This window comes from Bradyrhizobium icense (genome assembly GCF_001693385.1).
GTDB lineage: Bacteria > Pseudomonadota > Alphaproteobacteria > Rhizobiales > Xanthobacteraceae > Bradyrhizobium > Bradyrhizobium icense.
This window is the reverse complement of record NZ_CP016428.1, coordinates 2,902,557-2,928,930: the sequence shown is the minus strand read 5'-3', so window position 1 is coordinate 2,928,930 and position 26,374 is coordinate 2,902,557. Positions and strand designations below refer to the sequence as shown.

General features: G+C 61.4%; 25 protein-coding genes. 14 read left to right on the top strand and 11 right to left on the bottom strand.

Going from position 1 to position 26,374, the window contains the following annotated elements:
* Positions 1 to 22 precede the first annotated feature (22 nt).
* On the bottom strand, positions 23 to 460 hold the full coding sequence (locus LMTR13_RS13715; RefSeq protein ID WP_065732662.1) for a DUF6766 family protein: 438 nt from the start codon (positions 458 to 460) through the stop codon (positions 23 to 25).
* A gap of 180 nt (positions 461 to 640) precedes the next feature.
* On the opposite strand from LMTR13_RS13715, the gene LMTR13_RS13710 reads away from it, so the two are divergent.
* Entirely contained in the window at positions 641 to 1,294 is a 654-nt protein-coding gene (locus LMTR13_RS13710) for a cytochrome c oxidase assembly protein (protein WP_083219031.1), read from the top strand.
* Between the two features lie 14 nt (positions 1,295 to 1,308).
* Here the strand turns inward: LMTR13_RS13710 and LMTR13_RS42465 are convergent, their stop codons facing one another.
* Positions 1,309 to 1,611: a hypothetical protein gene (locus tag LMTR13_RS42465; protein WP_236843536.1), complete on the bottom strand. Its 303-nt coding sequence runs from the start codon at positions 1,609 to 1,611 to the stop codon at positions 1,309 to 1,311.
* On the opposite strand from LMTR13_RS42465, the gene LMTR13_RS13705 reads away from it, so the two are divergent.
* From LMTR13_RS13705 to LMTR13_RS13690, 4 genes are read left to right on the top strand one after another with little or no spacing between them, the layout of a single operon-like run.
* Positions 1,495 to 2,427 (top strand): c-type cytochrome, encoded by a 933-nt coding sequence (locus LMTR13_RS13705; RefSeq protein WP_236843464.1) that lies wholly within the window; start codon positions 1,495 to 1,497, stop codon positions 2,425 to 2,427. The two genes, LMTR13_RS42465 and LMTR13_RS13705, sit on opposite strands and share 117 nt — an antisense overlap.
* A complete protein-coding gene (coxB, locus tag LMTR13_RS13700; RefSeq protein ID WP_065728343.1) occupies positions 2,424 to 3,428 on the top strand; it encodes a cytochrome c oxidase subunit II in 1,005 nt (334 codons plus the stop codon). The genes LMTR13_RS13705 and coxB overlap by 4 nt, the downstream gene beginning before the upstream one ends.
* Positions 3,429 to 5,951 (top strand): cytochrome c oxidase subunit I, encoded by a 2,523-nt coding sequence (ctaD, locus tag LMTR13_RS13695; RefSeq protein ID WP_065728342.1) that lies wholly within the window; start codon positions 3,429 to 3,431, stop codon positions 5,949 to 5,951.
* Entirely contained in the window at positions 5,948 to 6,298 is a 351-nt protein-coding gene (locus LMTR13_RS13690) for a hypothetical protein (protein ID WP_065728341.1), read from the top strand. The genes ctaD and LMTR13_RS13690 overlap by 4 nt, the downstream gene beginning before the upstream one ends.
* Positions 6,299 to 6,320: 22 nt before the next feature.
* Here the strand turns inward: LMTR13_RS13690 and LMTR13_RS13685 are convergent, their stop codons facing one another.
* The 5 genes from LMTR13_RS13685 to xoxF5 form a co-directional block, all read right to left on the bottom strand.
* Complete coding sequence (locus tag LMTR13_RS13685) at positions 6,321 to 7,511, bottom strand: fumarylacetoacetate hydrolase family protein (RefSeq protein ID WP_065728340.1); 1,191 nt, start codon at positions 7,509 to 7,511, stop codon at positions 6,321 to 6,323.
* Positions 7,512 to 7,939: 428 nt separating this feature from the next.
* Positions 7,940 to 8,509, bottom strand: coding sequence for an S-(hydroxymethyl)glutathione synthase (gene gfa, locus LMTR13_RS13680; protein WP_065728339.1), 570 nt, complete (start codon positions 8,507 to 8,509; stop codon positions 7,940 to 7,942).
* Positions 8,510 to 8,543: 34 nt separating this feature from the next.
* Complete coding sequence (locus LMTR13_RS13675; RefSeq protein ID WP_065728338.1) at positions 8,544 to 9,650, bottom strand: S-(hydroxymethyl)glutathione dehydrogenase/class III alcohol dehydrogenase; 1,107 nt, start codon at positions 9,648 to 9,650, stop codon at positions 8,544 to 8,546.
* Between the two features lie 72 nt (positions 9,651 to 9,722).
* Positions 9,723 to 10,184, bottom strand: a complete 462-nt coding sequence (locus LMTR13_RS13670) for a c-type cytochrome, methanol metabolism-related (RefSeq protein ID WP_065728337.1) — start codon at positions 10,182 to 10,184, stop codon at positions 9,723 to 9,725.
* Between the two features lie 117 nt (positions 10,185 to 10,301).
* Positions 10,302 to 12,104, bottom strand: a complete 1,803-nt coding sequence (gene xoxF5 / locus LMTR13_RS13665; protein ID WP_065728336.1) for a lanthanide-dependent methanol dehydrogenase XoxF5 — start codon at positions 12,102 to 12,104, stop codon at positions 10,302 to 10,304.
* Between the two features lie 411 nt (positions 12,105 to 12,515).
* Here xoxF5 and LMTR13_RS13660 point away from each other — a divergent pair, with 411 nt between their 5' ends.
* Positions 12,516 to 13,484 carry a helix-turn-helix domain-containing protein gene (locus LMTR13_RS13660; RefSeq protein ID WP_065728335.1) on the top strand — a complete coding sequence of 323 codons (969 nt, stop codon included), beginning with the start codon at positions 12,516 to 12,518 and terminating at the stop codon, positions 13,482 to 13,484.
* 77 nt (positions 13,485 to 13,561) lie between these two features.
* On the opposite strand, the gene LMTR13_RS13655 is transcribed toward LMTR13_RS13660, so the two are convergent.
* Together LMTR13_RS13655 and LMTR13_RS13650 are read right to left on the bottom strand one after the other, a co-directional pair.
* Positions 13,562 to 16,000 carry a TonB-dependent receptor gene (locus LMTR13_RS13655; RefSeq protein WP_065728334.1) on the bottom strand — a complete coding sequence of 813 codons (2,439 nt, stop codon included), beginning with the start codon at positions 15,998 to 16,000 and terminating at the stop codon, positions 13,562 to 13,564.
* A 162-nt stretch (positions 16,001 to 16,162) separates the two neighbouring features.
* Entirely contained in the window at positions 16,163 to 17,512 is a 1,350-nt protein-coding gene (locus tag LMTR13_RS13650; protein WP_065728333.1) for a histidine kinase, read from the bottom strand.
* A 183-nt stretch (positions 17,513 to 17,695) separates the two neighbouring features.
* On the opposite strand from LMTR13_RS13650, the gene LMTR13_RS13645 reads away from it, so the two are divergent.
* From LMTR13_RS13645 to LMTR13_RS13615, 7 genes are all read left to right on the top strand, one after another.
* Positions 17,696 to 18,352 (top strand): response regulator, encoded by a 657-nt coding sequence (locus tag LMTR13_RS13645; protein WP_065728332.1) that lies wholly within the window; start codon positions 17,696 to 17,698, stop codon positions 18,350 to 18,352.
* A complete protein-coding gene (gene fghA / locus LMTR13_RS13640; RefSeq protein ID WP_065728331.1) occupies positions 18,349 to 19,194 on the top strand; it encodes an S-formylglutathione hydrolase in 846 nt (281 codons plus the stop codon). The genes LMTR13_RS13645 and fghA overlap by 4 nt, the downstream gene beginning before the upstream one ends.
* Positions 19,195 to 19,310: 116 nt before the next feature.
* Positions 19,311 to 20,492 carry an ABC transporter substrate-binding protein gene (locus LMTR13_RS13635; RefSeq protein WP_065732660.1) on the top strand — a complete coding sequence of 394 codons (1,182 nt, stop codon included), beginning with the start codon at positions 19,311 to 19,313 and terminating at the stop codon, positions 20,490 to 20,492.
* 60 nt (positions 20,493 to 20,552) lie between these two features.
* Entirely contained in the window at positions 20,553 to 21,479 is a 927-nt protein-coding gene (locus LMTR13_RS13630) for a YVTN family beta-propeller repeat protein (protein WP_236843378.1), read from the top strand.
* Positions 21,476 to 22,297: an ABC transporter ATP-binding protein gene (locus LMTR13_RS13625; RefSeq protein WP_065728329.1), complete on the top strand. Its 822-nt coding sequence runs from the start codon at positions 21,476 to 21,478 to the stop codon at positions 22,295 to 22,297. The genes LMTR13_RS13630 and LMTR13_RS13625 overlap by 4 nt, the downstream gene beginning before the upstream one ends.
* The gene (locus LMTR13_RS13620) at positions 22,294 to 23,142 is read left to right on the top strand and encodes an ABC transporter permease (RefSeq protein WP_065728328.1); all 849 of its coding nucleotides are present in this window, start codon (positions 22,294 to 22,296) and stop codon (positions 23,140 to 23,142) included. The genes LMTR13_RS13625 and LMTR13_RS13620 overlap by 4 nt, the downstream gene beginning before the upstream one ends.
* Positions 23,139 to 23,750 (top strand): hypothetical protein, encoded by a 612-nt coding sequence (locus tag LMTR13_RS13615; protein ID WP_065728327.1) that lies wholly within the window; start codon positions 23,139 to 23,141, stop codon positions 23,748 to 23,750. The genes LMTR13_RS13620 and LMTR13_RS13615 overlap by 4 nt, the downstream gene beginning before the upstream one ends.
* Before the next feature lie 3 nt (positions 23,751 to 23,753).
* On the opposite strand, the gene LMTR13_RS13610 is transcribed toward LMTR13_RS13615, so the two are convergent.
* Both LMTR13_RS13610 and LMTR13_RS13605 read right to left on the bottom strand, forming a co-directional pair.
* Positions 23,754 to 24,329 carry a PQQ-dependent catabolism-associated CXXCW motif protein gene (locus LMTR13_RS13610; RefSeq protein ID WP_065728326.1) on the bottom strand — a complete coding sequence of 192 codons (576 nt, stop codon included), beginning with the start codon at positions 24,327 to 24,329 and terminating at the stop codon, positions 23,754 to 23,756.
* Positions 24,326 to 25,210, bottom strand: a complete 885-nt coding sequence (locus LMTR13_RS13605; protein WP_065728325.1) for a substrate-binding domain-containing protein — start codon at positions 25,208 to 25,210, stop codon at positions 24,326 to 24,328. The genes LMTR13_RS13610 and LMTR13_RS13605 overlap by 4 nt, the downstream gene beginning before the upstream one ends.
* 213 nt (positions 25,211 to 25,423) lie before the next feature.
* Between LMTR13_RS13605 and LMTR13_RS13600 the strand changes: the two genes are divergently transcribed.
* The gene (locus LMTR13_RS13600; protein ID WP_065728324.1) at positions 25,424 to 26,350 is read left to right on the top strand and encodes a quinoprotein relay system zinc metallohydrolase 2; all 927 of its coding nucleotides are present in this window, start codon (positions 25,424 to 25,426) and stop codon (positions 26,348 to 26,350) included.
* The last annotated feature ends 24 nt before the right edge of the window (positions 26,351 to 26,374 follow it).

Here is a 26,374-nt window from a genome sequence, read left to right as displayed (position 1 = left end):
TACAACAGGGAATCAGGGCGAGTCACTCTCGTGGGGAGCCACTATGTCGACGCTCCAGCTCCCGTACAAAGCGGGCGTCCGTATGACGCCCTTCATATTCGTCGTCGATATCCTTCAGGAGGCCATCGCCTTTCCTCGGCTCCACAGCAAGCAATATGGCATCGATCTTGGCCTCGATCCGGTCGTCGCCCTCCTTGGATTGCGGCGAGCCGACGTGCAACAGAATGGCCAGGCCGGCGACCTGCCAAAGCAACTGCAAGAACTCAGACTGCCAATTCTCCAGCGTATCGCGCATCATCTGCACGGTGTAGTCGCCGATTTCAACCGGCTGCTGGTGAGCAAGCTGCTCGTTCGCGTAGGCATACCAACCGAATATCCAGTGACCGGTCAGCGTGATCAGAAATAAAGTCACAGTAACCCAGGCGAATCCGTACCGCGTCCAGATCGATTTCCGGGACATATCCATGCTCCTGCTTCGCGCCTGCGAACCATGAACGCTCATCTTTCAATGCCGGTTCCGTAATGTCCCCTTAGGAGGACTGCTACGACAGGCGACGCCGTACGAAGGGAACATCTTTGGGAACTCAGACTTGATGTTTGTGCCCGTTGAGGGCGATAAGCCAGACCGTTGAACGTCCGGATGACCAGTCCCGCCTTCGCGAGCGCTACTGCCGTTCTCTTGACTGGGGCGGCCGTGCTTTTGGTTTACGATCTAGGTCATTTCTCGACCCATATGGTGCTGCATGTCGTGTCGATGAATATCATCGCGCCCTCGGTCGCCGCGGTGATTATTACTGGCCGGCACATCGGCGGCACCCGACCAATCTGGCTCTGGACCGCAACTTTCCTTCAGATTACTCTGCTCTGGACGTGGCATTCCCCCGCGGTCCATGACCTCCTCCTGCGGTCTCCGGCGGCTGGGTTGACGTTCCACGCAACTCTATTGCTGGCTGCGCTGTTCTTCTGGTTGTCCCTGCTGACAACTTCCGCCGCATCGCGGTGGCAGACAATTCCGGCGCTCCTGCTTACCGGAAAACTGACATGTCTGCTCGCGGCGCTGCTCATCTTCGCGCCGAGAACACTCTACGGGTTGGCAGGCCATCCTGCTGACGCTCCCGAACGTTTCTCATTGCTTCACGCGCTGGAGGATCAACATCTAGCCGGCCTGCTCATGATCACAGCCTGTCCACTGAGCTATCTGGTCGCGGCCGTAATCATCACCCTGCAGTTAATAACCCGCGAGGAAACATCGGCGGGTCCCATGCGGGACGGCAGGCTCCCCATCGGCCGTTAGCGATGCACCTGGTTTCACGCCCACGCCTGATACGAACCATCCGTTTCATTCTCTATGGCCTGATCGCAATCGCGCTCGGCGGCTTTCTCTTCGCATGGTCCGGCCTTTACAGCGTTGCAGCAAGTCGTGGCCACTTCGCGCTGACCAACGCCATCCTTACATTCGGAATGCGCAATTCCGTAAAGACCCATGCGCTTGGCATCGAGGCTCCGCAAACCTACAGCAACGATCTCTCGACACTCGGCGCCGCTCATTTTCACAATGGATGCGCCTATTGCCACGGCGCACCAGGCGTTCCGACCGATCCGATCGCGCAAAGCATGTTACCTCCCCCGCCTGACCTTTCGAAGGCGGTGCCGGATTGGCGCGATCGGGAGCTGTTCTGGATTGTCAAACATGGCATCAAGTACACCGGCATGCCGGCTTGGGTCGCGGCGCAGCGCGACGACGAAGTCTGGGCGGTGGTCGCGTTTCTCAAGCGACTTCCCACCCTTGATGCGGCGGGCTATCGCGAACTGGCACTTGGCGGGTTGTCAATTCGACCGCAGATTGGGAGTGAGATTGCCACCACTGAAGATACGTCGGGGGCGATGAGCGCCTGCGCGCGTTGTCATGGTGCGGACCGCCGCGGACCGAAGAGCCACCTGGTACCGGTGCTGCACGGCCAGCCCGCCGAGTTTCTGATTGCGGCGCTGGAAGACTTCGCCGCGGGCCGCCGTGCGAGCGGCATCATGCAGCCGGTGGCGAGCGAACTCTCCCCCGCCGAACGCGAGCGGGTAGCACGCTACTACGCAGGGCTTGCGCGGCCGGGCGCGCCGAACCGATTGGAAAACGCTGCGGCCGTCGAGCGTGGGCGCGAGCTCGCGACGCGGGGGGATCCGAATGCAAGAATTCCCGCATGCATGGATTGTCACAGCGCCTCAGCGCTCAACGCCTATCCGCGTCTTTCGGAACAGCACGCCACCTACATCGTCAATAGGCTGCGGAATTGGAAGAAAGGAATTGCATCCGAATCGGCGACCGATGCGATCATGGCACCTATCGCCCGGTCTCTAAACGAGCAGCAGATCGACGATGTCGCGGCCTATTTTGCGTCGACAAGCGCGTCAATTTCCAAAGAAGAGAATCAATGATACCGGCCCGACCATGCTGGTACCTGCTCGGCGCCTCTATGCTTCTCGGCGGCTGCACCAGCGATGTTCAATCGGTGATGAATCCGGGCAGTCTCCAGGCGGTGCAGATTACTGAACTGGCCTGGTTTCTGTTCGGGTTCGGGACATTCGTACTCGTCCTCGTGATCGTGACGTTGTTGCTCGCCGTCCGCGGATCATTGCGAGTACGCCAGGCGTTGGCGCGAGAGAGCACCGTGATCTGGCTCGGCATCGCATTTCCTGCCGTGACGCTGACGGTGCTTCTGGTCTATGGCGTCTGGGTGACACGATCGCACCTCAACCTGCCCCGCGGTGGCAACACCGTCAGCATCGAGGTGGTCGGAGAGCAGTGGTGGTGGCGCGTCACGTACCCCACTCCTACTGGTCCGCAGATTGCCGGCGCCAATGAAATTCGAATTCCGGTTGGATCTCCGGTCACACTGAAACTCCAGGCCGCTGACGTCATTCACAGTTTCTGGGTGCCGAGCCTTGGTGGAAAGGTCGACATGATCCCGGGGCGCACAACCCAATTGCAGCTCACTGTCGATCGTCCCGGGGTCTATCGAGGACAATGCGCCGAATATTGCGGCGGGGCTCATGCCCTCATGACCATGGACGTTATCGCCATGTCTTCATCCGATTATGCGGCGTGGCTTGAGCGCGCGGCGACGGTGCCCGCAACGCCTGAGACCGAAATCGGCTTGCACGGAAGATCGATCTTCCTCGCGGCCGGCTGCGGCGCATGCCACACGGTGCGCGGCACCGCTGCCGCAGGCTCGGTCGGTCCGGATCTGACGCATATCGGCGCGAGGCGCTCAGTCGGCGTCGATACTTTGCCGCTGACCCGCGAAAACCTGATGCGCTTCATTGTCGATGGCCAGCACGTCAAGCCCGGAAATTTAATGCCTGAGTTTCGTGTCCTGCAGCCACAGCAACTGGAAGCGCTCGCTTCCTATCTTCTCAGCCTCAAGGCGGCAGACTAGATGGTTGACGCGCCCTCCTACCCAAACACACTACCCAGGCCAAGCGAGGAATTGGCTCAGCTCGAAGCGGTATGGGCTATGCCTAGAGGCTGGCGTATTATCACTGACGTCAACAACACGGTGATCGGCCTTTTCTATGCCGCTGCTGCCGTGCTGTTCTTTCTCCTGGCCGGCATCCTCGCACTGCTGATGCGCCTTCAGCTCGCGGTGCCCAGCAATACCTTTCTCAGCCAGGAGGCCTACAACCAGATCTTCACGATGCATGGCACCGTGATGATGTTTCTGTTCGCCGTTCCCGTCGTCGAGGCGATGGGTATCCTTTTGCTTCCCCAGATGCTCGGTGCGCGCGACTTGCCTTTTCCGCGACTCGGCGCTTACGCGTTCTGGGCCTATCTGGTCGGCGGACTGATCTTCTTCAGCACGTTGTTCTTCGATCTCGCGCCAACGGGCGGCTGGTTCATGTATCCGCCGCTGACCAGTTCGCAGTTCTCGCCCGGACCGGGGGCGGACTTCTGGCTCCTGGGTATTGGCTTTATCGAGATCTCGGCGATCGCCGGTGCGATAGAAATCATCGTCGGCGTACTGCGCACCCGGGCACCCGGCATGACCCTCGATCAGATGCCGATGTTCGCCTGGACGATGCTGATCTTCGCCGGCATGATCGTCTTCGCATTCCCGGCCGTGATCCTGGCCACGCTGCTACTCGAACTGGAACGCGCGTTCGGCTGGCCCTTCTTCATCGCCGCGAGGGGCGGCGATGCGTTGCTCTGGCAGCATCTCTTCTGGTTCTTCGGGCATCCGGAAGTATACATCATTTTCCTGCCGGCTGCCGGCATGGTGTCGATGATCGTACCGACCATGTGCGCTACACCACTCGTGGGCTATCGGCTTATCGTCGTGGCGCTGATCGCAACCGGCTTCTTCAGCTTCGGCCTGTGGGTCCACCACATGTTCACCACCGGAATTCCGGCGCTGTCGCTCAGTTTCTTTTCGGCCGCCAGTATGGCGGTGGCGTTACCAAGCGGAATTCAGGTTTTTGCTTGGATCGCGACAATCGCGTCGGGCCGCTTGCGGTGGACGACGCCGTCCCTGTTCGTGCTGGGCTTCCTCTTCATTTTCACGCTCGGCGGCCTCACTGGCGTAATGGTCGCGATGGTCCCGTTCGACTGGCAGGCGCACGACACCTATTTCGTTGTCGCGCATTTCCATTACGTGCTGGTCGGAGGAATGGTGTTTCCGCTGTTCGGTGCATTTTACTACTGGGCGCCGGCATTCAGCCGTCTGGCACTGTCCGAGCGACTTGGAAAGTGGATCTTCTGGCTGATGTTCGCGGGCTTCAACGTCGCGTTCTTTCCGATGCACCTCACCGGCCTGATGGGGATGCCGCGGCGCGTCTATACCTATCCGGCAGTCATGCAATGGGACGTGCTGAACATGATCTCCACGATCGGCGCCTTTCTGTTTGCCGCCGGCATTGCCATGTTTCTGGTCGACATGATTCGAAACCTGCGTCCCGCCATGTCGAAACCAGCCGGCAATATTTGGGGAGGAGCAACCCTCGAGTGGCTGCCCAATAATGTCTATGGACCCCGCAGCATTCCGGCCGTAACCAGTGCATATCCGCTGTGGCATCATCCGCAGCTAGCCAGGGAGACCGAAGACGGGCGGCATTTCTTGCCCGGCTCGATCACCGGTCTGCGCGAAACCATCGTCACTTCGCCCTTCGATGCGACGCCGCAATACCTGCTCCGACTTCCCGGTCCGGGCTGGACGCCGCTCTTGGCGGCGGTGCTCACTGCGGCCTTCTTCATGCTGCTCACCGTCAAGGCGGTGGTGCTTGCGCTGATCTGCGGGCTGCTCGGAATTGCGATGACTATCGTGTGGATGTGGGGTAGCGACTTGAAGCCGCTGCCGTCAGTCGATATCGGAGCGAACCTCAAACTCCCAACCTATGCAACCGGTTCGTTGTCGCATGCCTGGTGGGCCATGATCGTCCTGTTATTGGTCGCCGGTTCGCTGTACCTCTCCTACGTATTTTCCTACCTCTATTTGTGGACCGTCTCACCGCAGGTTTGGCCGAGGCCTTCGGCGCTTGCGCCGATCGCATACCCTGTCTTATCGGCCTTGCTGCTTGTTTTTGGCAGTGCGATCCTCGAAATCGCCCGACATGTTTTGCCCGGAAGGTCTCGCAGCAGTAGCGCTTTCGTAGGACTTGCCGGGCTCGCCGTGGCCGCCCTTACCGGCGCGCTGGTGATCGACGTGTTCGCGCAGTGGCGGACTGGGCTGCGGCCGGAATCCGATGCGCATGGCGCGATGGTCTATATGGCTGCGTTCCTGCAGGGGCAGTTAACCCTTGCGGTTCTGGTCATAACGGGATTTTCGATTGCGCGGAGCTTCGCTGGCCGTCTTGATCGGAAACGACGCGTGGTCTTCGAGAATCTGGGCCTGCTTTTTCACTACACGGTCGGCCAAGGCCTGCTGGGGCTTCTCCTCGTGCACGGATTTCCGAGGCTTGCAGGATGAGTGACACTTTCCAGCCGTCTCTTGGCAATCTTCTGCGGGTGCTTGCTCCGCCGCTTATCTGGTTTTTGCATCTGACCACCGTCTACGCCGCCGAAGCGCTGATCTGCATTGGACCAGCGGCCGCAGCGGCTACCATGATAGCCTGGACAATTGCTCTTGCCACTGCCGCAGCCTTAACTGCCCTGCTCCTGACGGCATGGACGCTCCATCGCGGTGATGCCGGGCATACCCAGAGCGTCGGCAGCTCTCGGTTTCTGCCTGGCGTATCATACCTTCTGATCCTGCTTTCGCTTCTTGGGATCGCGTGGACGATCCTGCCCACTATCTTCCTGCCCGCTTGCGCATAGATTTCGAACTCGTTTTCGTCGGTTAGTTGCTGCTTCGGCCGACGCCTTTGCGGCGCATCAATGCGGCGAAGAGATCGGCCAAGCCGAACCGCCAAGGCTCGCAATCGCCGCTGTGACGCATCCGGTTGGTCAGTCGGCCGAGTTTGGGCGTGGCGACCGTCACCAGATCGCCTTCCACATGGGTGAACCCCTGCCCCTTCGCGGCACGGTCCTGGATCGGCGCGAACATCGTGCCGAGGAACAGCACGAAGCCGTCGGGATATTGATGGTTCTCGTTGATGGTCTGCCCCACGATGTCGGCCGGGTCGCGGCTGATCTGGGTCAGCGAGGACGCACCGTGCAGCACGAAGCCCTCCGGCCCCTTCACCTCCAGCGATATCTCCATTCTCCTGACATCGTCGAGCGTGAATCCCGCGTCGAAGAACCGCACGAACGGCCCGATGGCGCAGGAGGCGTTGTTGTCCTTTGCCTTGGACAGAAGCAGCGCCGAACGTCCCTCGAAGTCGCGCAGGTTGACGTCGTTGCCAAGCGTCGCGCCGACGATACGGCCGTCTCCCGTCACGATCAGCACCACCTCCGGCTCCGGATTGTTCCAGGTCGATTTCGGATGCAGGCCCGCATCCACGCAGGTTCCGACCGCCGACAGCACGGGCGCCTTGGTAAACACCTCAGCATCCGGACCGATGCCGACTTCGAGATACTGGCTCCAGGCGTTCTGGGAAACCAGCACGTCTTTGATGTGCTGCGCTTCGGCTGAACCCGGCTTCAATTGCGACAGGTCGGTGCCGACGATCCGCGTCACCTCGGCCCGGATCGCCTCGGCCGAATCCGGATTGCCGCGCGCCCGCTCCTCGATCACCCGCTCCAGCATCGAGATGGCGAAGGTAACGCCGGCAGCCTTGATCACCTGCAGGTCGATCGGGGCGAGCAGCCACGGCCTGGTCGGATCGCGGGTGTCGGGCGGTGTGTTGTTCAAGAGATCCTGCAGCGTGCCTATCCGCTCGCCACGCGCGGCGCGCAGCGCCCGGGCCGGATCGGCGACGGCGGCAAGCTGGCTGGCGGTGGGGAAGTCCTCGGTGATGTCGAACACGCCATCCTGGCGGATCGCGGCCACCGACGGGCCGGCAAGATCGGGACGCCAGATGCGTCCCATCAGCGCGGCGCCGGCGAAATCGTCGGGCAGAATGAAGGCAGCGTCTGTGACGATCGGCATCGTGGGAATCCTCAAGAGGGCATCTGGGCTATAAGCTCAGCATCGTCCATAGAAGGGAACCGCTCGACGGGTCAACACTTTAGGGAAATGTCCGCCTTCGGCATCGCGGCCGCCATGACCGACTACCGCACCGCAGCATGCAAAATCAGACGATCTGTGAGTGCAGCCGATTGCAGCCCTGCAACAACCGCGGCGGCATGACAACTGCGCGAGACTTCGCAGGCCTTTGATGTCTGGAATTAGGCGCGGGACAGTCGCGCCGAACGCCGCCGGCCCGGGGTGGTTAGACGACCAGTGGCCGGCGGGCCTTACTCGCCTGTCGACCTCGCTGTGCTCTCAGAGAGCGGCTGCGCTAACGGCGACGGCCGTCAGCGCAAGTTCGGTATCGCGCAAGCTGCAAGGCAGGCGCCCGCTTCAAGCCGCCTTGTTCAAGCCGCCTTGGCCTTGGACTTTGCCACGTGGCTCGAGATCGCATCCATCAATGGCGGCGACAGGCAATCATACGGCTCCAGTCCAAGTTCCTTCAGCCTCGCCCTGATGCCATCCATCTCGCCCGGTTGGACGCCGGACTCCAGCACGGAAGACACGAACGCGGCAAACCCCGGAGCTGCCCATCCGCCTTCCTGGAACAGTTCGGGATGGATGAAGTCGAGCCCGTAGAACGGATGCCCCGTGTTCTCGATCCGGCCGTACATATGCGTGCCGCAGGCCTTGCAGGCGTAACGCTGAATCGCCGCCGCCGAGTCGACGATCTGCAGCTTGTCGCCGTTCTCGATCACTTTCACATTGTCGCGCGGGACGACGGCGACGACGGAGAAGGTCGCCCCTTCGGGCTTCCAGCATTTGGTGCAGCCGCAGGCGTGGTTGTGGGCCACGTCGCCCTTGATGGCGACCTTGACCGGCTTGTCCGCGCATTTGCAGACCAGGGTGCCGCCGGCAAAGTTGCCAGTGCCCTGCTTCACGCCGCTGTCAATCGATGGGTGGATATGAACTGTCATAGGCCTATCCTCCTTGTGTTTGAAGTTCCCCGATTCAGAACACGACAACAGAACGGATCGACTTGCCTTCGTGCATGAGGTCGAATCCCTTATTGATCTCCTCGAGCTTGAGGACATGCGTGATCATCGGATCGATCTCGATCTTCCCGTTCATGTACCAGTCGACGATTTTCGGCACGTCCGTGCGGCCGCGCGCGCCGCCAAAGGCCGTGCCTTTCCAGACACGCCCCGTCACGAGTTGGAACGGCCGGGTGGCGATTTCTTTGCCCGACTCCGCAACCCCGATCACGACAGAGACACCCCAGCCGCGATGGCACGCTTCGAGCGCCTGCCGCATCACGGTGGTATTGCCGGTGCAGTCGAAGGTGTAATCGGCGCCGCCGTCGGTGAGCCCGACCAGATGCTGGACGATATCGCTGACCTTGGTCGGATTGACGAAATGCGTCATACCGAAACGGCGGCCCCAATCCTCCTTGGAATCGTTGATGTCGACGCCGACGATCTTGTCGGCGCCTACCATCTTCGCACCCTGGATGACGTTGAGCCCGATGCCGCCGAGACCGAAAACAACGACGTTGGCGCCCGGTGTTACCTTTGCGGTATTGACCACGGCGCCAACGCCCGTCGTCACCCCGCAACCGATGTAACAGCTCTTGTCGAAGGGCGCGTCCTCGCGGATCTTTGCCACCGCGATTTCCGGCAGCACGGTAAAGTTCGAAAACGTCGAGCAACCCATGTAGTGAAAGATCGGCTTGCCTTGGTAGCTGAAACGGGAAGTGCCGTCCGGCATGAGCCCCTTGCCCTGGGTTGCGCGGATGGCAGTACAAAGATTGGTCTTGCCGCTCAGGCAGCTTTTGCACTGACGGCATTCCGGCGTGTAGAGCGGAATGATGTGATCGCCGGCCTTGACCGACGTCACGCCCGGCCCGACTTCGCGGACGATGCCCGCGCCCTCATGACCGAGAATCGAAGGAAAGATTCCTTCGCTGTCGAATCCGTCGAGCGTGTAGGCGTCGGTGTGGCAGATTCCGGTGGCTTTTATTTCGACGAGGACCTCCCCGGCCTTCGGGCCTTCGAGATCGACCTCGACGATTTCAAGAGGCTTCTTGGCCTCGAATGCGACAGCAGCGCGGGTCTTCATTGTAAACTCCACATTGGCTTTTCAAGTCGCCGCACGGATGTACCAGACGTGCACCTCGCATGTTCGGCATGATCATCTGCTTCCCATGCAGGACTTTTCCGTCTCGGTGTACGCGTCGGGCTTGTCTTCCTTCTTGGCAGGGCGGACGCGCCCGACGGCATCATGGGCGCGGGCACGCAGATACACATAAAGGTCGTCCATGTAACAGGCGACATTCGGATTGTCGCCGAGGGCTGGCATGACGGAGCTGCCGTTCTTGCGGCCGCTCGCGACAACTGCGACGAAGTCGCCATAGCTCATCGTCTTCAGCGAATCCTGTAACGCCGGCGCATAGGTCGATCCCATCCCGTCAGGGCCATGGCAGACGTGGCATTCGGAATGATAGCGACGGTATCCGGAATAGGTGTACCAATCGACCGTGCCGTCGGCTCCGACTTTGTAGGTCGGGTTTCCTTCCTTATCGAGATACTTGCCGTCCTCGGACTTGACCGCGGCAGCATCATCCGCAGCGAAGGCAACTGTTCCCGGCGCCACGAGCGTGAGAGTGGCCGCAATCAACCAGATTTTACGCAAGAGCTCATCATCCTTGATATTCGATGCAGACCAACCGGCGCGTGGAACGAGCCACGCGCCGGACGAGGTGGTCCTGCTTTACTGCGGCAGCGCGAACACGGTGAGTGTGCCGCCGAGCGCGGTGTAGTTGCTCAGCGCGGCATAGCCACCGACCGCACCGAGACCCGCAGTCGGATCGGTCAGACCTGCGGCAAGGCCGATACCAGCCCAGCCGCCGACGCCGGACAGCACGGCCACATACTGCTTGCCGCCCTGCTCATAGGTCGTGACGTTGCCGATGATGCCGGACGGGGTCTTGAACTTGTAGAGCTCCTTGCCCGTCTTGGCGTCGACCGCCTTCAGGAAGCCTTCCAGCGTTCCGTAGAACACCACGCCGCCAGCGGTGGCGAGCGCTCCCGACCACACCGAGAACTGCTCCTTGTTCGACCAGACGATCTTTCCCTTGTTGTCCCAGGCGATGAAGTTGCCCATATGGCTTTCGCCTTGCGGCGGATACATCGAGAGCGTCGCCCCGACATAGGGCTGACCCGCGGTGTAGCTCACCTTGAACGGCTCATAGTCCATGCAGACGTGGTTGGTCGGGACATAGAACAGTTGCGTATCGGGCGAATAGGCTGCCGGCTGCTGGTCCTTGGTGCCGAGCGCGGCCGGGCAGATACCCTTGGTGTTCTTGTCCTCGCCACCCTTCTCCGTCGAATACTGATCGACGACCTTGGGACGACCATAAGTCGGCGAGCTCTTGTTCATGTCGACGCCGGTGGTCCAGTTAACCTTCGGGTCGTACTTCTCGGCCACCAGCAGTTCACCGCTTTCGCGATCCATCGTATAGGCGAGCCCGTTGCGGTCGAAGTGGGTCAGCAGCTTGCGAGGCTGGCCATTGAACGGCTGATCGGTAAGGATCATTTCGTTGACGCCGTCATAGTCCCATTCGTCGTGAGGCGTCATCTGGTAGACCCACTTGGCCATTCCGTCGTCGGGATTGCGCGCGAAGATGGTCATCGACCACTTGTTGTCGCCGGGACGCTGCTTCGGATTCCAGGTCGAGGGATTTCCCGAGCCGTAGTAAACGAGGTTCAGGCCGGGGTCATAGGACAGCCAGCCCCATGTGCAGCCGCCACCAATCTTCCATTGGTCGCCTTGCCACGTCTTGATGCTCGAATCCTTGCCGATCGGCTTGCCGAGCTCGGTGGTCTTCACGGGATCGACGAGGAGCTGATCGTCCGGCCCTTCAGAGTAGGCACGCCATACCTGCTTGCCGCTCTTGAGATCGTAGGCCGTGACATGGCACTGAACGCCGAATTCGCCGCCGGAAATGCCGATCAGAACCTTGTCCTTGACGACGAGCGGCGATGAAGTACCAGTGGCGCCCTTGCCCGGATCGCCATTCTTCACGCTCCACGCCACCTGCCCGGTCTTGGCATCGAGTGCAACCAGAGTGGTATCGGCCTGATGCAGGAAGATCTTGCCGTCACCATAGGCCACGCCGCGATTGACCGTATCGCAGCACATCACCGGAATGACGTTCGGATCCTGCTTCGGCTCGTACTTCCAGACGATCTTGTTCTCCTGCGAAAGGTCAAGAGCGTAGACCTTGTTGGGGAACGGCGTATGGACGTACATCATGTTTCCGATGATGAGCGGTCCGCCTTCATGGCCGCGCAGCACGCCGGTGGAGAACGTCCAGGCGACCTGGAGCTTGCCGACATTGGATGCGTTGATCTGGTTAAGCTTCGAGTAGCGTGTATTGGCGTAGTCGCCGGCCGGCTGCACCCAGTCCTTCGGGTTCTGCGACATCTTGATCAGTTCTTCGTTGGCGTATGCGACGCCGACAACGAATGTCGCCATAGCGCCAAGACAGGCTACGGATAGCACCTTGCGCATAGTGGTTTCCTCCAAGATACGGGTTTTGGGTTTCCGCCGAAACGGCCCATTCTTCCATTGTTGGTCCCTATTCCTATCCCGTCCGGAAATGGGAAACTTGCCCAAGAGCGAAGCGCGTTTGCTCAAAAGCGAACCCAATTGAATTTTTTAAAAATTCGCCCTGACGCGCGGTTTCGGCTCTGCCGTGATGCTGCGAAGCATCATGCCGTGGGCGTGTTCCCATCACCTACCCTGGATCGGTTTAGGTTTCCCTTGACGCCGCCGAAACTAAGTTGGAGGATTGTCAAAGGGATATTGGGAAGAATCTGCGCGACTTCCCTGACGACTGCCTAAATTGGGTCCAAATGTCGCGACCATCTGACCGACGCCCCGGCGGAAGTTGCAGCCTGTTCTCAAATCGGTGGCTGGGCAATGTCTGATACTGTTCGTTCACTCAGCACTTCCGGGTTGGCGCCGAAGAAGCAGATCCAAACTTGGTCAGATGCACTGACCGATCTATGCGGCCAGTTTGATGTCGATCCGCTGGAAGGTTCCTCGCTGGAGGGGCGGATAAATTACACGACCGTCTCGCAGCTCAAACTTTGTCAGATCGAGGCGAGCCAGCATCGTATCGCGCACACGATCTCGGGCACAAAGCTGAGCGAACATCCCTACGTCAAGATACTGTTCCAGACCTACGGCATCTCGCATTTCGAACAGAACGGTCGCCGCATCGACATCATGCCTGGCGATTGCCTTGCCTATGACGTCTCCTGTCCACACACGATCGTCAGCCCCTCGCTGACGCGGCACGAGGTCGTGATCGTCCCGAAGGAGCTGCTTCACGAACGCGGATTCCGCACGGCGAAGATGTTGCCTTGCAAGCTCTCCGCGCGCAACGGCACCGGCCGCATCGCCTACGACTTCGTGCACACCGCGTTTGATGAAGCAAAGCGACTGTCGCCTCACAACGCCATCGGCGTCGCCGATTCGCTCATCGACCTCTTGCTGTTGCCGCTTCGCGAGGCAGACACGATGTTCGATCGCGTCGGTCCCGAAGCAATGTACATTCGCGCGCAAGCCTTCATCCGCGAACATTTGCGCGACCCGGATCTTTGCATCGACCAGATATCCGCGGCATTGGGCTGCACCAAGCGCTATCTGCACATGCTGTTCAGCGACAAGGGCATGACCGTCAGCGATTACATCTGGCGGGCGAGACTGCTGCACTGCCGGCAGGAGCTGGAGACCCAGAACGGAAAGACGATCACGGATGTCGCATTTTCGTGGGGTTTTTCGAGTTCGTCGCACTTCAGCCGCGTGTTCCGCAAGCATTTTGGCTTCGTTCCGTCCGCGATCCACAAGGCGCACTGCGTCGATCGGTCGCCGGATGTTTCCTGACGAGAACATCCCGGTGGCGCGGCAAGCTGAATGCTCTGCCGCCATCATCGCTGAGCCGCCTTTAGGCCTCCCGTTCTCTAGAAAGTTGCCTTCAGGCCCGCGTAAAAGGCGCGCGGCCGCGCCGGGCTGACCGAGCGGGCGTCGGTAAAGTCCGCGCCACCGTTGGCGAAGTTGGGGATGTCATCTCGTTCGAAGAACGTCCCGTAAACCGCATAGCGGTTGTCGAGGACATTGTCGACGCGGCCGTAGAGCTGGAACGTCTTGTTGATCTGATACGAGGCGTGCAGGTTGAAAACCGAATACCCTGGCAGCCGCGCCGCCTGATTGGATTCGTCGCCCACAAAATACTGGCTGCCGACGAACAATGCATCGCCACCGACCTTGAAGGCGTCTGTGATCGAATAGTCGATGCCAACCTTGACCCGGTTGCGGGGTATCGCCGGAATGCGATTGCCCGGCAGAACCTGGATATTGCCGGTGACGGGATCGGCGAACGGGCTGTTGGAGGTGAGCGTCAGGGCGTCGAGGAAGCGCGCATCTACGAGGGCATAGCTGGCATAAAGTTGCAGCGTCTTCGACGTCAGATTGACTTGAGCCTCGATACCCTGGCGGCGCGTCCGGCCTACGTTCTGGAAATAGCCAAATCCCTGTAATTCCGGGCTCGGAATCGCCAGGATGTCATCGGCATTGGTCGCGCGGAACGCGCCGACTTTCCACCCCAGCGTTCCGATATTCAGCTCCTGCGTTCCGCGGAAACCGGCCTCTATGGTGCGAGAGACGACCTGCTTCAGCGGCGGGTCCGCGATCAGGAATGCCGCAGCGATACAGGGGCGCGCAGGGTCGGCGCATGCGAGCTCCAGCGGCGTCGGTGCGCGATTAGCTTCGGAATATCCCGCATAGGCCGTCAAGCCCGGCGTGATCTTGTAGGTGCCGCCGATCATCGGATTGAAGCGACTGAACGTGTGATTGCCGTTGAGGTCGGTGCCAATCTGATCCTGAAGGACGATGTTTGCATAGTTGAACCGGCCGCCACCCGAGATTGAGAACGCATCCGTCACGTCGAACGTGTCGAGCGCATAGAGGCCGGTATACCGGTTGGTGGCGCGGAGCGAGACCGGGCCGATGGAAATAGGATCGCCAGACGGCCCGAGAAAGATGCCGCTGCCGCTGACGACGTAGTTTGAGCCGATCGTACCCAGTTCCGCGCTGGCCCCGAAGCGGGTGACGCCGGAATCGAAAGTGGCGCCAACCATGAACTGGTTGTTGTGCCCGAACAACTGGTCGGTGTTGGTTGCCTGCAGGGTCGCGCCAGTCGTCGTCGAACGGGTCGTCGTCCGGTCGATCTGCCCCAGAACGGCGTCGGCGGGGAACGGATTTGCGAGTTGGACGCCGTTAAGCCCATTTGCCGGCACGTCATCGTCGTTGAAGCAAAGCAGCCCCGGATCGGCGGCACACGGCTCCGTCTCGGTCGGGTTTCCGTCCACCGTCTTCTGCCTAAATGCCCGGACTCGCGCCGAGCCTTCGATCGTCCAGGTCGGCGTCACCTCGACCTTTCCAGTCAGATTGGCGTAGGCAACACGGTTGTCGGTGGTCTGCGGTGTCGTATAGGTCGCCCCCCAATATCTCTGCAGCAGTTCGACCGGAACGGCCGCCGCCGCGCCGAAATTATTCTTGGCGACGCCCACGTTGAGGTGAAATTCACTGCTATCGGTCCGATAACCGACATCACCGTAGAACCGGCGAATCGCCGACTCCGAGAAATTTCGATAGCCGTTGTCACGCACGCCTTCGAGCGCGCCATAGACGGAGAAATTGTCGATCTGCTTGCCATACTGCGCCGAGCTCTGGATGCGCCCGAACGAGCCTCCCATGGTGTTAATTTCGGCCCCTTGATAGCTGAAGCCGTCCTTCATCAGCACGTTGACGGCTCCGCCGAGCGCGTTGAGGCCGAACGCCGGGTTGTTGGTTACGACTGTGACCGACCTGATTGCAGCGGTCGGGATCAAGTCCCAATTGACGGTGTCGCCGAACGCTTCGTTGATGCGCACCCCGTTCTGGTAAACTGCCAATCCCTGGGGAGTACCCGAGACCGGAGATGCAACGAAACCTCGAAATTGTACGTCGGGCATAAATGGATTGCCGGTCGTGTCACTGAGGACGATACCCGGCACCTGTTGCTGTAGCGCATCTGCGACGTTCAGCGAGCCCGTACGCGCAATCTGCCCGGCTCCAACGGCATTGATCGCTGCAGGCACCTTGTCGACATCCATTCCCGATCGCGCCGTCGGTGTGGGCGCGGTCGGGTAGACATACACCCTGCGCACAGTTCGGGCGGCTCGAGGTGCGGTAGTGCCGCGGGCAGGTCTCGCCGCTGGTCTTGCTGATGTCGGCGGGGCGATGACCTCGATGGCGGGCAAGACCTCGCTCTCGCCAGATGCGGTTTGGGCCTCGGCACTGTCGATCCCGGGAACCAGGCACAGTGAGATTGTCCCGATCACCAGTACGCGCGCGCCCATATCCCCACCCCACTACATTCCGGCGCATTGGCAAGGGCCGGTTTGATGCGGACGATACTAGTGAGAAGACATCGACACGCGCTAGCCGCAAAAGGTCGGGTTCCCTAAATGCCTTCCTTCCCGAAGAGACCGGGAAAAATTCCCGCCCATCGCTTCGCCGCCTCAATGCGATCCGTGAGGAATGACCGCCTCCACCGTGACGCCCTCTTTGCCGGAGACGACATTCAGCGTGCCACCCAGCGCCAGTATTCTCTCGCGCATGCCGGTCAAGCCGAAACCGAGCTTGTGATCCGGCGCCAGACCGCGGCCGTTGTCGCTGACGCGCACCAAGGCGCAAGCCCGACTTCCATGCATTCCTGCGGCCTGTTCGACCGTGACGTTGACGGTGGTCGCGTCGGCGTGGCGGAAGGCGTTCGTGAGGGCTTCCTGGACGGTACGGTAGATCGTCAGGTCCGCGACCTCTCCGGTCTCGCCCGGCGCGCAGGCAATGTTCGCCTCAATAGCAACGTCGGGGCGGGATTCACGCCACAAGCGCAAGAGCACGCCGAGCGCCTCGCGAAGCCCAAGCTCAGCGAGCCCAACAGGCCGCAGTTTTTCCAGTATCCTGCGGTTGAACTGCTGCAGCGCATTGATCTGCTCCATGATCGCGGTGCCATGCTTGCGCAGTGCGTCCGCAGCGGGCGCGCGCCCGTCTTCCGAAAGCCGCATCAGGGCGCCGGCGTGGGCGCGCAGCGTAAAGAGGTAGGGCCCAAACTCATCATGCAGCTCGCGCGCAATGTCCTTGCGCTCCATGTCCTGCAGCGAGACCGTGCGCTCGGCGAGCCGGCGCTTGTCCTCGACGGCTTCGCCGAGGGCGCCCGCAAGGTGGTTCAGTTTGGCACAGATCGCCGCCAGTTCGGGCGGGCCGCCGGGCTCGACGCGTGCCCCATACTGCCCGGCCTCGATGTTCGCCATGGTCTGCGAAAGCGCCTGCAGCGGTGCCAGCGCACGGCCAACCACGACTATCGTAACGAGAAAGAGCGCGATGGCGAGGGCGGAACTAACCGCTAGCTGGGTGACGATTCCGTCCCAGATTTCGGCCATTTCGTCGTTCGGATGCGAGGTGATCAGGAGCGATTGCGGCTTTCCGTGGATCGTGATCGGTACGCTCACGGTGGTTGTTTCCGGATGCACGAGCGCGATGAACCATGCCGGCGGCGACCGCTGGCCGTCGACGTCGCCCGAGCGCTCAGCCACGGTTGCATCGCCCTGCCGCGTGATGCTGACGTGGCGGAGCCGGCTGAGGTCGTCGACGATCTGGTTCAGCCGCGCCTCCGGATCTGGCGCCTCGTTCAGGCCTGGAACGATCGTCTCCACGAATTCGCGCGCCAGCCGTATGACACTTTGGTCTTCGGCCCGGACACGGGGTGCCGCTTCCACCACCAGCCGCGCGATGTTGATGGCCAAACCAAGCGTGAGCCCCAGCGCCAGCAGCAGATTGATCCGCCCACGCAACGACAATCTCTGCCACATGACGTTTGCCCCAATCGTGTCGCAATCAGTTCCTCGACGAGAGGACCGTTGACAGTCGAAAAACCGACGATCAGATTGAAGCGTACAGCAATCGTGTCGGCGTTGCATGATCGGCGGTGCGCCGAGTCCAGCGCAGCCTGACGCGATGCAGCAATGCAACCGAAGCTATCGGGGATCGATGCAATGCGAGTACTGATCGTCGACGATCATCCCATCGTTGCTTCTGGCTGCCGCACCGTGTTTGCCGACGAGCCGGAGATCGTGCTGCTGGAGGCCGCCGACGCCGAGGGCGGCGAACGCGTGTTCGTCGCCGAACGCCCCGACATCAGCGTGATCGATATCAACCTCCCGACCGTGTCGGGGTTCGAACTGGCGCGGCGCATTCTTGCGCGCGCCGCTTCCGCGCGGATCATCATGTTCAGCATGAACGACGATCCGGTCTTCGCCGCGCGCGCCATTGAAATCGGCGCCAAGGGCTATGTCGCGAAGACGGGCGATCCGCAGGATCTGGTCGAGGCCATCCGCGAAGTCGGCAAAGGCGGGGTCTACCTGCCCTCCGCGATCGCGCGAAGCATCGCATTCGCCGGACCCGCTTTCGCTCGCAGCCCGCTTGCAAAACTTACCTCGCGGGAGATGGAGATCCTGCGCCTGCTCAGCGCGGGCAAGAGTCTTTCCGAGATCGCGTGGCTGGTTCATTCCTCCTACAAAACCGTCGCCAACACGTCGTCGATCATGCGCCAAAAGCTCGGCGTACGAACTTCCGCCGAACTGGTGCGGCTGGCAATCGAAAGTGGCCTTGGCGTAAGCGTGCCGCATGGCGCCGGAGTAGCAAGACCATGAGCATGCATACTGTTTCACTCAACAAGGCATATGGCGGAACGCAAGGCGTCTACCGGCACGCCAGCCACGAAACCCGGACCGACATGACGTTCTCGGTGTATGTGCCTCCGCACGCTGCCGGCACGAGACTTCCGGTCGTCTGGTATCTCTCAGGCCTGACCTGCACCCATGCCAACGTCACGGAAAAGGGTGAATTCCGCAGCGCCTGCGCCGAGTTCAGCCTGATCTTCGTTGCGCCCGACACCAGCCCGCGCGGCGAAGGCGTGCCGGGCGATCCCGCCAACGCCTACGATTTCGGGCTTGGTGCCGGCTTCTATGTCGATGCGACGCAGGAGCCGTTCGCCCGCAATTACCGAATGTGGAGCTATGTCACAGAGGAACTGCCGAAGCTGGTCGCCGAAAACTTTCCTGTCGATGCAAGCCGGCAATCCATTCTCGGCCATTCCATGGGCGGCCACGGCGCGCTGACGATCGCGCTGCGCCATCCGGATCGCTATCGCTCGGCGAGCGCGTTTGCGCCGATCGTCGCCCCCTCGCAGGTGCCGTGGGGCATCAAGGCGCTGGGCGGCTATCTCGGCGATGCCAGGCAAGCGTGGCGCAAGCACGATGCGGTTGCGCTGATCGAGGACGGCGCCAGGTTGTCCGAACTGCTGGTCGATTACGGCGATGCGGACCAGTTTCTGACGGAACAGCTCCGCCCGGAACTGCTGCAAGGTGCATGTGAGAAAGCCAAGATCCCCCTCACCTTGCGCCGGCAATCCGGTTACGACCATAGCTACTACTTCATCTCCACGTTCATGGCCGACCATCTGCGCTGGCACGCCGAGCGGCTAAAGGGCTGAAGCGGCGTGATGCCGCCCCAACGGAGAATTGGGTTGCAAGCCAAGACAATTCGGTCATGGTTCACGCCAAAGGCTTTCCACGCGGCGGCGTGAAGAAGGCCTGTCAGGGAGGAGCCATGATCCGATGGTTGGTCGCTGCGATCGGCTTGGGCATCGCGGCTACCCCCGTGCTCGCGGCCGACCCGATCGAGATCGGCATCGGTTATCTCGGCCGCGCCGGCATTGAACCAAAACTGTCTCTCGTCGAACTGCCGGCGGAGAACGATGGCGTTGCCGGCGCACGCCTTGCCATCGAGGACAACAACACCACGGGCAAGTTCCTCAATCAGCACTTCACGCTGGAAGAAGTCCGGCTCAAGGACAATGAGGATGTCGCTAAGGCCGCAGCCGCGCTTGCCGGCCACACCGGTTTCATCATCGCCGACCTTCCAGCGGACGATCTCTTGAAGGCGGCCGACGCGCTCCGCGATCGCGGAACGCTGCTGTTGAATACTGGCGCGGTCGACGATCGGCTGCGTGAACAGGATTGTCGCGGAAACGTAATTCATGTCGCGCCGACGCGCTCGATGCTCGCGGATGCGCTCGCGCAATATCTGGTGTGGAAGCAATGGAAACGCTGGCTGCTTGTCGTCGGCTCGCATGATCGGGACAAGCTCTACGCCGATGCATTGCGCCGCGCGGCCACGCGCTTCGGCGCCAAGATCGTTCAGGAGCGAACATTCGAAGATACCGGCGGCGCCCGCCGTACCGACAGCGGTGTTACCCTGATCCAGCGGCAAATACCGGTATTCACCCAGCAAGCGCCGGCCTATGACGTCCTCGTCGCGGCTGACGAAAGCGAGGTGTTCGCATCCTACCTGCCCTACAGGACTTGGGACCCGCGGCCGGTTGCCGGCTCGGCAGGGCTGGTCCCCACCGGTTGGCACGCCGCACAGGATCAATGGGGTGCGATCCAGCTCCAGAACCGTTTTACAAAACTGAATTCGCGACAGATGACGGCATTGGACATGCAGGCCTGGACCGCCGCGCGCATGATCGGCGAAGCGGCGTCGCGCACCAAGTCTGGCGATCCAAAGACGATTTCGGATTTCCTCAAAGGACCCGACTTTTCCATCGCGGCGTTCAAAGGTCGGCGGCTGACGCTGCGGGACTGGAATCTGCAGCTTCGTCAACCGATCCTGCTGGTCGATGGGCGCATGGTAGTGTCGGTCTCGCCGCAGGAAGGATTTCTGCACCAGGTGTCGGAGCTCGATTCGCTTGGCGTCGATCGACCGGAAACCAAGTGCAAGCTACGTTGAAGGAGGAGATTGCGTATGTGGCGATGTTGCCTGCTTTCCGTAACGGCTGCGTGGCTCATGATGGCGACCCCCGCCTCGGCCTTCATCGCCTATGTCTCCAACGAAAAGAGCAATACGGTATCCGTGATCGATACCAACAATTGGGCCGTCACCAAGACCATCAAGGTCGGCCAGCGGCCGCGCGGAATCGAGTTCACAAGAGACGGTAAGTTCGTATTCGTGGCCGTCGGCGATGACGACAGTATCCAGGTCATCGACGTTGCCAAACAGGAAGTCGTCGATACCCTGCCCTCGGGCCCGGATCCCGAGCTGTTCGCCCTGGATGCAGAAGGTAAGATCCTTTACGTCGCCAACGAAAACGACAATACGGTGACCATCATCGACGTCGAGAAGCGCGCACGTCTCGGCGAAATCCAGGTCGGCGTCGAACCGGAAGGCATGGCCATCAGTCCGGACGGCAAAATCCTGATCAATACGTCCGAGACCACCAACATGGCGCATTTCATCGACACCACGACGCGCCAGATCGTCGCCAACGTGCTGGTAGATGCGCGCCCGCGGTTCGCCGAGTTCAAGCGTGACAATTCCGAAGTATGGGTATCGTCCGAGATTGGCGGCACCGTCTCGGTGATCGACCCGGCGAAGCGGGAGGTGATGAAGAAGATTACATTCGAAATTCCCGGCCTGCGGAGCGAAGCCATCCAGCCGGTCGGCATCGGCATGACCAAGGACGGCAAAACCGCTTTCGTCGCGCTCGGGCCGGCCAATCGCGTTGCAGTCGTCGATGCCACCAGCCACAAGGTGACGAAGTATCTGCTGGTCGGTCAGCGGGTCTGGCAGATGGCATTCACGCCGGACGAGAAATATCTGCTGGTCACCAATGGCGTGTCGAACGACGTCTCGGTGATCGACGTCGCAGCCCAGAAGGTTATCAAGACGATCCAGGTCGGTGAGCTGCCCTGGGGTGTCACGATTGCACAACCATGACGGCCACTGACGCCTTTTCCGCCGGTCAGAACTCGCAGGGTTTCCCTCCCCGACCCGATGCCGGGGAGAGGCCTGCGCTGTCGATCGAAGGCGTCAGCCATGCCTATGGCATCCGGCGCGCGCTGATCGACATCGGCTTCACCGTCGCACCGGCGAGTTTCACCGCGTTGCTCGGCCTGAACGGCGCCGGCAAGAGCACCCTGTTCTCGCTGATCACGCGGCTGTTCGGTATCCAGCATGGTCGTATCGGGATTTTCGGCCATGACGTCGCGCAGACGCCCGGCGAAGCCTTGCGGCTGCTCGGCGTGGTGTTTCAGCCGCGCACGCTTGATCTCGACCTCTCGGTGACGCAAAACCTGCTTTATCACGCCGCCCTGCATGGCATCCGCAGGCGCGATGCGCGCGCGCGCAGCGGTGAGGTGCTGGCGCGCATCGGCCTTGCCGACCGCGCCGGCAGCAAGGTGCGCGATCTCTCCGGCGGCCAGATGCGGCGATTGGAAATCGCGCGGGCGCTGTTACATCGCCCGCGCCTGCTCCTGCTTGACGAGGCCACCGTCGGCCTCGACGTCAAAGCCCGCGCCGACATCCTCAACCACGTCCGCCAGCTCGTTGCCGAACAGGGAATAAGCGTGCTTTGGGCGACGCATCTGTTCGACGAGATCGGCTCGAACGACGATCTCGTCGTGCTGCATCAGGGCCGCGTACTGGCCCAAGGCAAGGTGGCGCGGGTCATCGCCGATGCGGGCGGCAGCGATATCAACACGGCGTTCATGCGGCTGACCGGCTCCAGCGCACAAAGCGGGAGCGAGACGCCATGACATCGGCAGCCATAACGCCAATCCAGCGCGGCTTCTCGCTCACCGAATACCTTACATGCCTGAACGGCATTGTGTGGCGCGAGGCGCTTCGCTTCCTGCATCAGCGCGAGCGCTTCATCTCGGCGCTGGTGCGGCCTCTGGTGTGGCTGTTCATCTTCGCCACGGGCTTCCGCCAGGTGCTAGGCCTCTCCATCATCCCGCCATATGAGACCTACATCCTTTACGAGGTCTACATCGCGCCCGGCCTGATGGCGATGATCCAGCTCTTCAACGGCATGCAGTCCTCGCTCTCCATGGTCTACGACCGCGAGATGGGCAATATGCGGACCTTGCTGGTGAGTCCGCTGCCGCGATGGTTTCTGTTGTCCTGCAAGCTTCTGGCGGGAACCGCGGTCTCGCTGCTTCAGGTCTATGCCTTCCTGCTGATCGCCTGGTTCTGGGATATCGCGCCGCCGCCGGCCGGCTATCTCACGGTGCTGCCGGCGCTGGTCCTCTCAGGCCTCATGCTCGGCGCGCTCGGCATGCTGATCTCTTCTGGCATCAAGCAGCTCGAGAACTTTGCGGGCGTGATGAACTTTGTCATCTTTCCGATGTTCTTCGCTTCCTCGGCGCTCTATCCGCTGTGGCGCATCCTGGAAAGCAGCCCGATGCTCTACTATGTCTGCCTATTCAATCCGTTCACGCATGCCGTTGAGCTGATACGTTTTGCGCTGTATGGGCAAATGAACTGGATCGCGCTCGCGGTCGTCGGCGGCTGCACGATCGCCTTCATGATCGGCGCCATCTTTGCCTACGATCCGTCGCGCGGCCTGATCCGCCGCGGGCCGGCCGGAGGCGAGACATGAGGTTTCGGACCACGATCACCATACTTGTTGCTATCGCGGCCATAAGCGGATACGGCCATGCCGCCGATCCGCGCTATCCCGACTGGCCGTGCGTCCAGGCCAAGGTGCCCGAAATTTCGCTCGCCGCGGTGTGGGCAGGCCCGCCGCTCGACGACGTCTCCGGCAAGTGGAAGGACGACGCCAAGGTCAGCGCGCTGGTCGCGAAACTCGCGGCAAGGCGGACCCCGCTCGAGGAGGCGCAAAAGGCAATCACGGAGTATCTGAACGGTGCAGCCGACAAGACCGCCAGCGGGAAACTGCTATTCGCCGGCCTGTTCGACGCTCTCAATGCCCAACGCTCCCAGGTTATGAACGGCCTGGAGCGCGTCACCCGCAAGCAGCGCGAGGCGGCGGATAAAATCCGCACCGACACGCTTGCCTTGCAGGCGCTGCAGGGCGAAACGGCGCCCGACCAGGCGAAGATCGACGAACTCGGCAATCAGCTCGTCTGGCAGACGCGGATCTTCGAGGACCGACGGAACGTCATCAAATTCGTCTGCGAGGTGCCGACGGCGATCGACCAGCGGCTGTTCGCCCTCGGGCGGACGATTCAGCAGGAGATCGAATAGTCGCTAACGCGGCGATGCGGTCTCCCCGCCTGTCCGCGGCTCCGGATGCGACTCTGCCAGCGCCAGACCGGCCCGTTCCCATCCGTCGGTCCCGTCAGGGTACCACGCCACGTTGGAATAGCCGTAAGTGAGGATGCGCTTGGCCGCGTTCCAGGACATCCAGCAATCGGCAAGACAGTAGATCACCACCAGCGCAGCATTGTTGCCCGCCGTCGCGCGGACAAGCCCGCGCCGCAGATAGTCTTCCGTTACGCCGGCTAGCTTTCCGTAGCCGGTGTCCGGCAGCCACACGCTGCCGGGAATGTTGAGCCGCGGCTGATCGCGCCAGATGGTGCCTTCGGGGAGATTTTGCGGCTTCGGTGCGCGAGGCATTACGTCGATGAATGCGCCGGCATTGGCGCGCCAGATCGCCTCGGCCTCTGCGGTGGTCAGCACGCGTACACCGGCAAGGGTCGCAGGAACCGGCGCACGGTAATCTTCCATGCGGTACCCCTCGGGCTCGGGAGGCTTCTCCTGCGCGAAGGTCGAGACGACGAATGGGAATGCCGCAAGGATCAGGCCTGCGAGCGCTGCTCTCATGGCGTTTTGGTTGCCGCCTCCGCGCCGATCGGCCGGTCGTTGTCGTCGAGCAAGGGCACGCCGAAATCCAGGAGTATCTTGTTGACGGCCGACTGGTTTTCCTGGATCAGGCGATTGAGCTGCCGCTTCCAGTTCTGGTCGGCGGCACGCACTCCCATGCCGATACGGTACGCCAATCGAGGGCCTGACTTTTCCTTCACGAGGGGCGTGACATGGAGCGGCGGGTTCGCCTTCTTCGCATAGAAGCCCGCCATCGGCCCCCAGAGAATGCCGGCGTCGATCTTACCGGACATCAGGTCGGCTATCATGGCCTCCGCTGACGACTCCAAACGGGTATCGACCATCAAATGATACGGTTTGGCATTCGCCATCAGGCCGTTGACCGCCATATTCGTGGCAGGCGGTGTTCCGGCCACGACGCCGATATGCTTGCCCTTGAGACGCTCGTCTTCCAGCGTGGTCACTTCGTCGAGGCCGCTGCCCTTCTTGGCGACCAGCGCGTAGGCGGTGCGGTAATAGGGATTGGTGCCCTGAACGAGGTCGTCGCCCTGAGGAAAGCCCATGATGACGTCGCAACGATGGGCGCCAAGCGTCATCCGGACGAAGCCTGTCGCCTGCGGGAAGTACATGTAGTCCAGTTTCTTGTGCAGTTTCTCGGCGAACAGTTCGGCGAGCTTGTTCTCGAAACCCTCGCCCTTGTCGTTGGAAAACGGCAAATTGTGCGGGTCGGCGCAGACGCGCAGCACCTTGGGATCGATGAGCTCAATCGACAGATCGCCGCCTTCCTTGATCTGCGCGCGCGCAACATCGCGCCCGAAGAACACCGCGAGCATCACCAAGGTTGAAATCGCCAGCCAGCGCTTCTGTCTGGCACGTGTCATCGAAAGCTGCTGCAATTCCGGCTCGCTATTGTTGCCAACTCGCAAAAGATATCGGCAACCTCGACGAACGATGTTCCGTTGAAGCCGCAGACAAGCAAAATGCTATGCTTGTCAATTGGGGCGCGCAACAGGAATAATCCCGGCGAAGTCGCCGCCCGTGCTGCGACGCAAACGCAGCACCGGTTGCGCTTCGTGGAGAGACGAAGGCCGATTATGGCTTATCCCGCATGGATCATTGCCGCGCTCGCGATGATCGCGACGAGCACAGCTTCGTTCGCCCAGCAACAGGAGCTGCCCGTCAACTCCATTGCCGATGGCGTATTCGTACACAACGGCCAGACCGCGCAGATGAAGCGCGAGAACGCGGGCGCGATTGCCAATGTAGGCTTTATCATCGGCGAGGACGCGGTCGCCGTGATCGATACCGGCGGCAGCCTTCGCGAGGGACGGCAATTGCTGGCAGCCATTCGCGCCCGGACCGACAAGCCGATCCGCTACGTCATCAATACGCACGGCCACCCTGATCACATCTTCGGCAACGGCGCTTTCGTGCAGGACGAAACGACGTTTGTCGGCCACGCGAACCTGCCGCGCGCGCTGGCTGCGCGCGGTCAATTCTATCTCGACGCATTTCGCCGCACGATGGGCGATCAGTTGATCGACGAAATACGCATCGTGCCGCCAACGCTGCTCGTCAGCGGCACGCTCAAGCTCGATCTCGGCGGGCGAACCCTCGCCTTACGGGCGTGGCCCGCCGCGCACAGCGATTGCGATCTCACCGTGCTCGATGAAAAGACCGGAACCCTGTTCGCGGGCGACCTCGTGTTTCTCGTCCATACGCCCGTGCTGGACGGCAGCATCCGCGGCTGGCTGGCCGTCATCGGTGAACTCGCCACCCTGCCCGCGCAGCGCGTGGTTCCTGGTCACGGTCCCGTGAGCGGATGGCCGGCCGCCCTCGCCGACGAGCGTCGTTATCTCGAAACTCTGGCCTCGGACGTACGCGGGCTCGTCGCCCGCGGCGAGCCGATAAAGGCCGCGGCAGGCACGGCAGCGAGCTCCGAGCGAACCCGGTGGGAATTGTTCGACGACTTCAACGCCCGCAACGCAACCGCGGCATTTTCGGAAATTGAATGGGAATAGCGGGGGCGTTACCGTATATTCCGT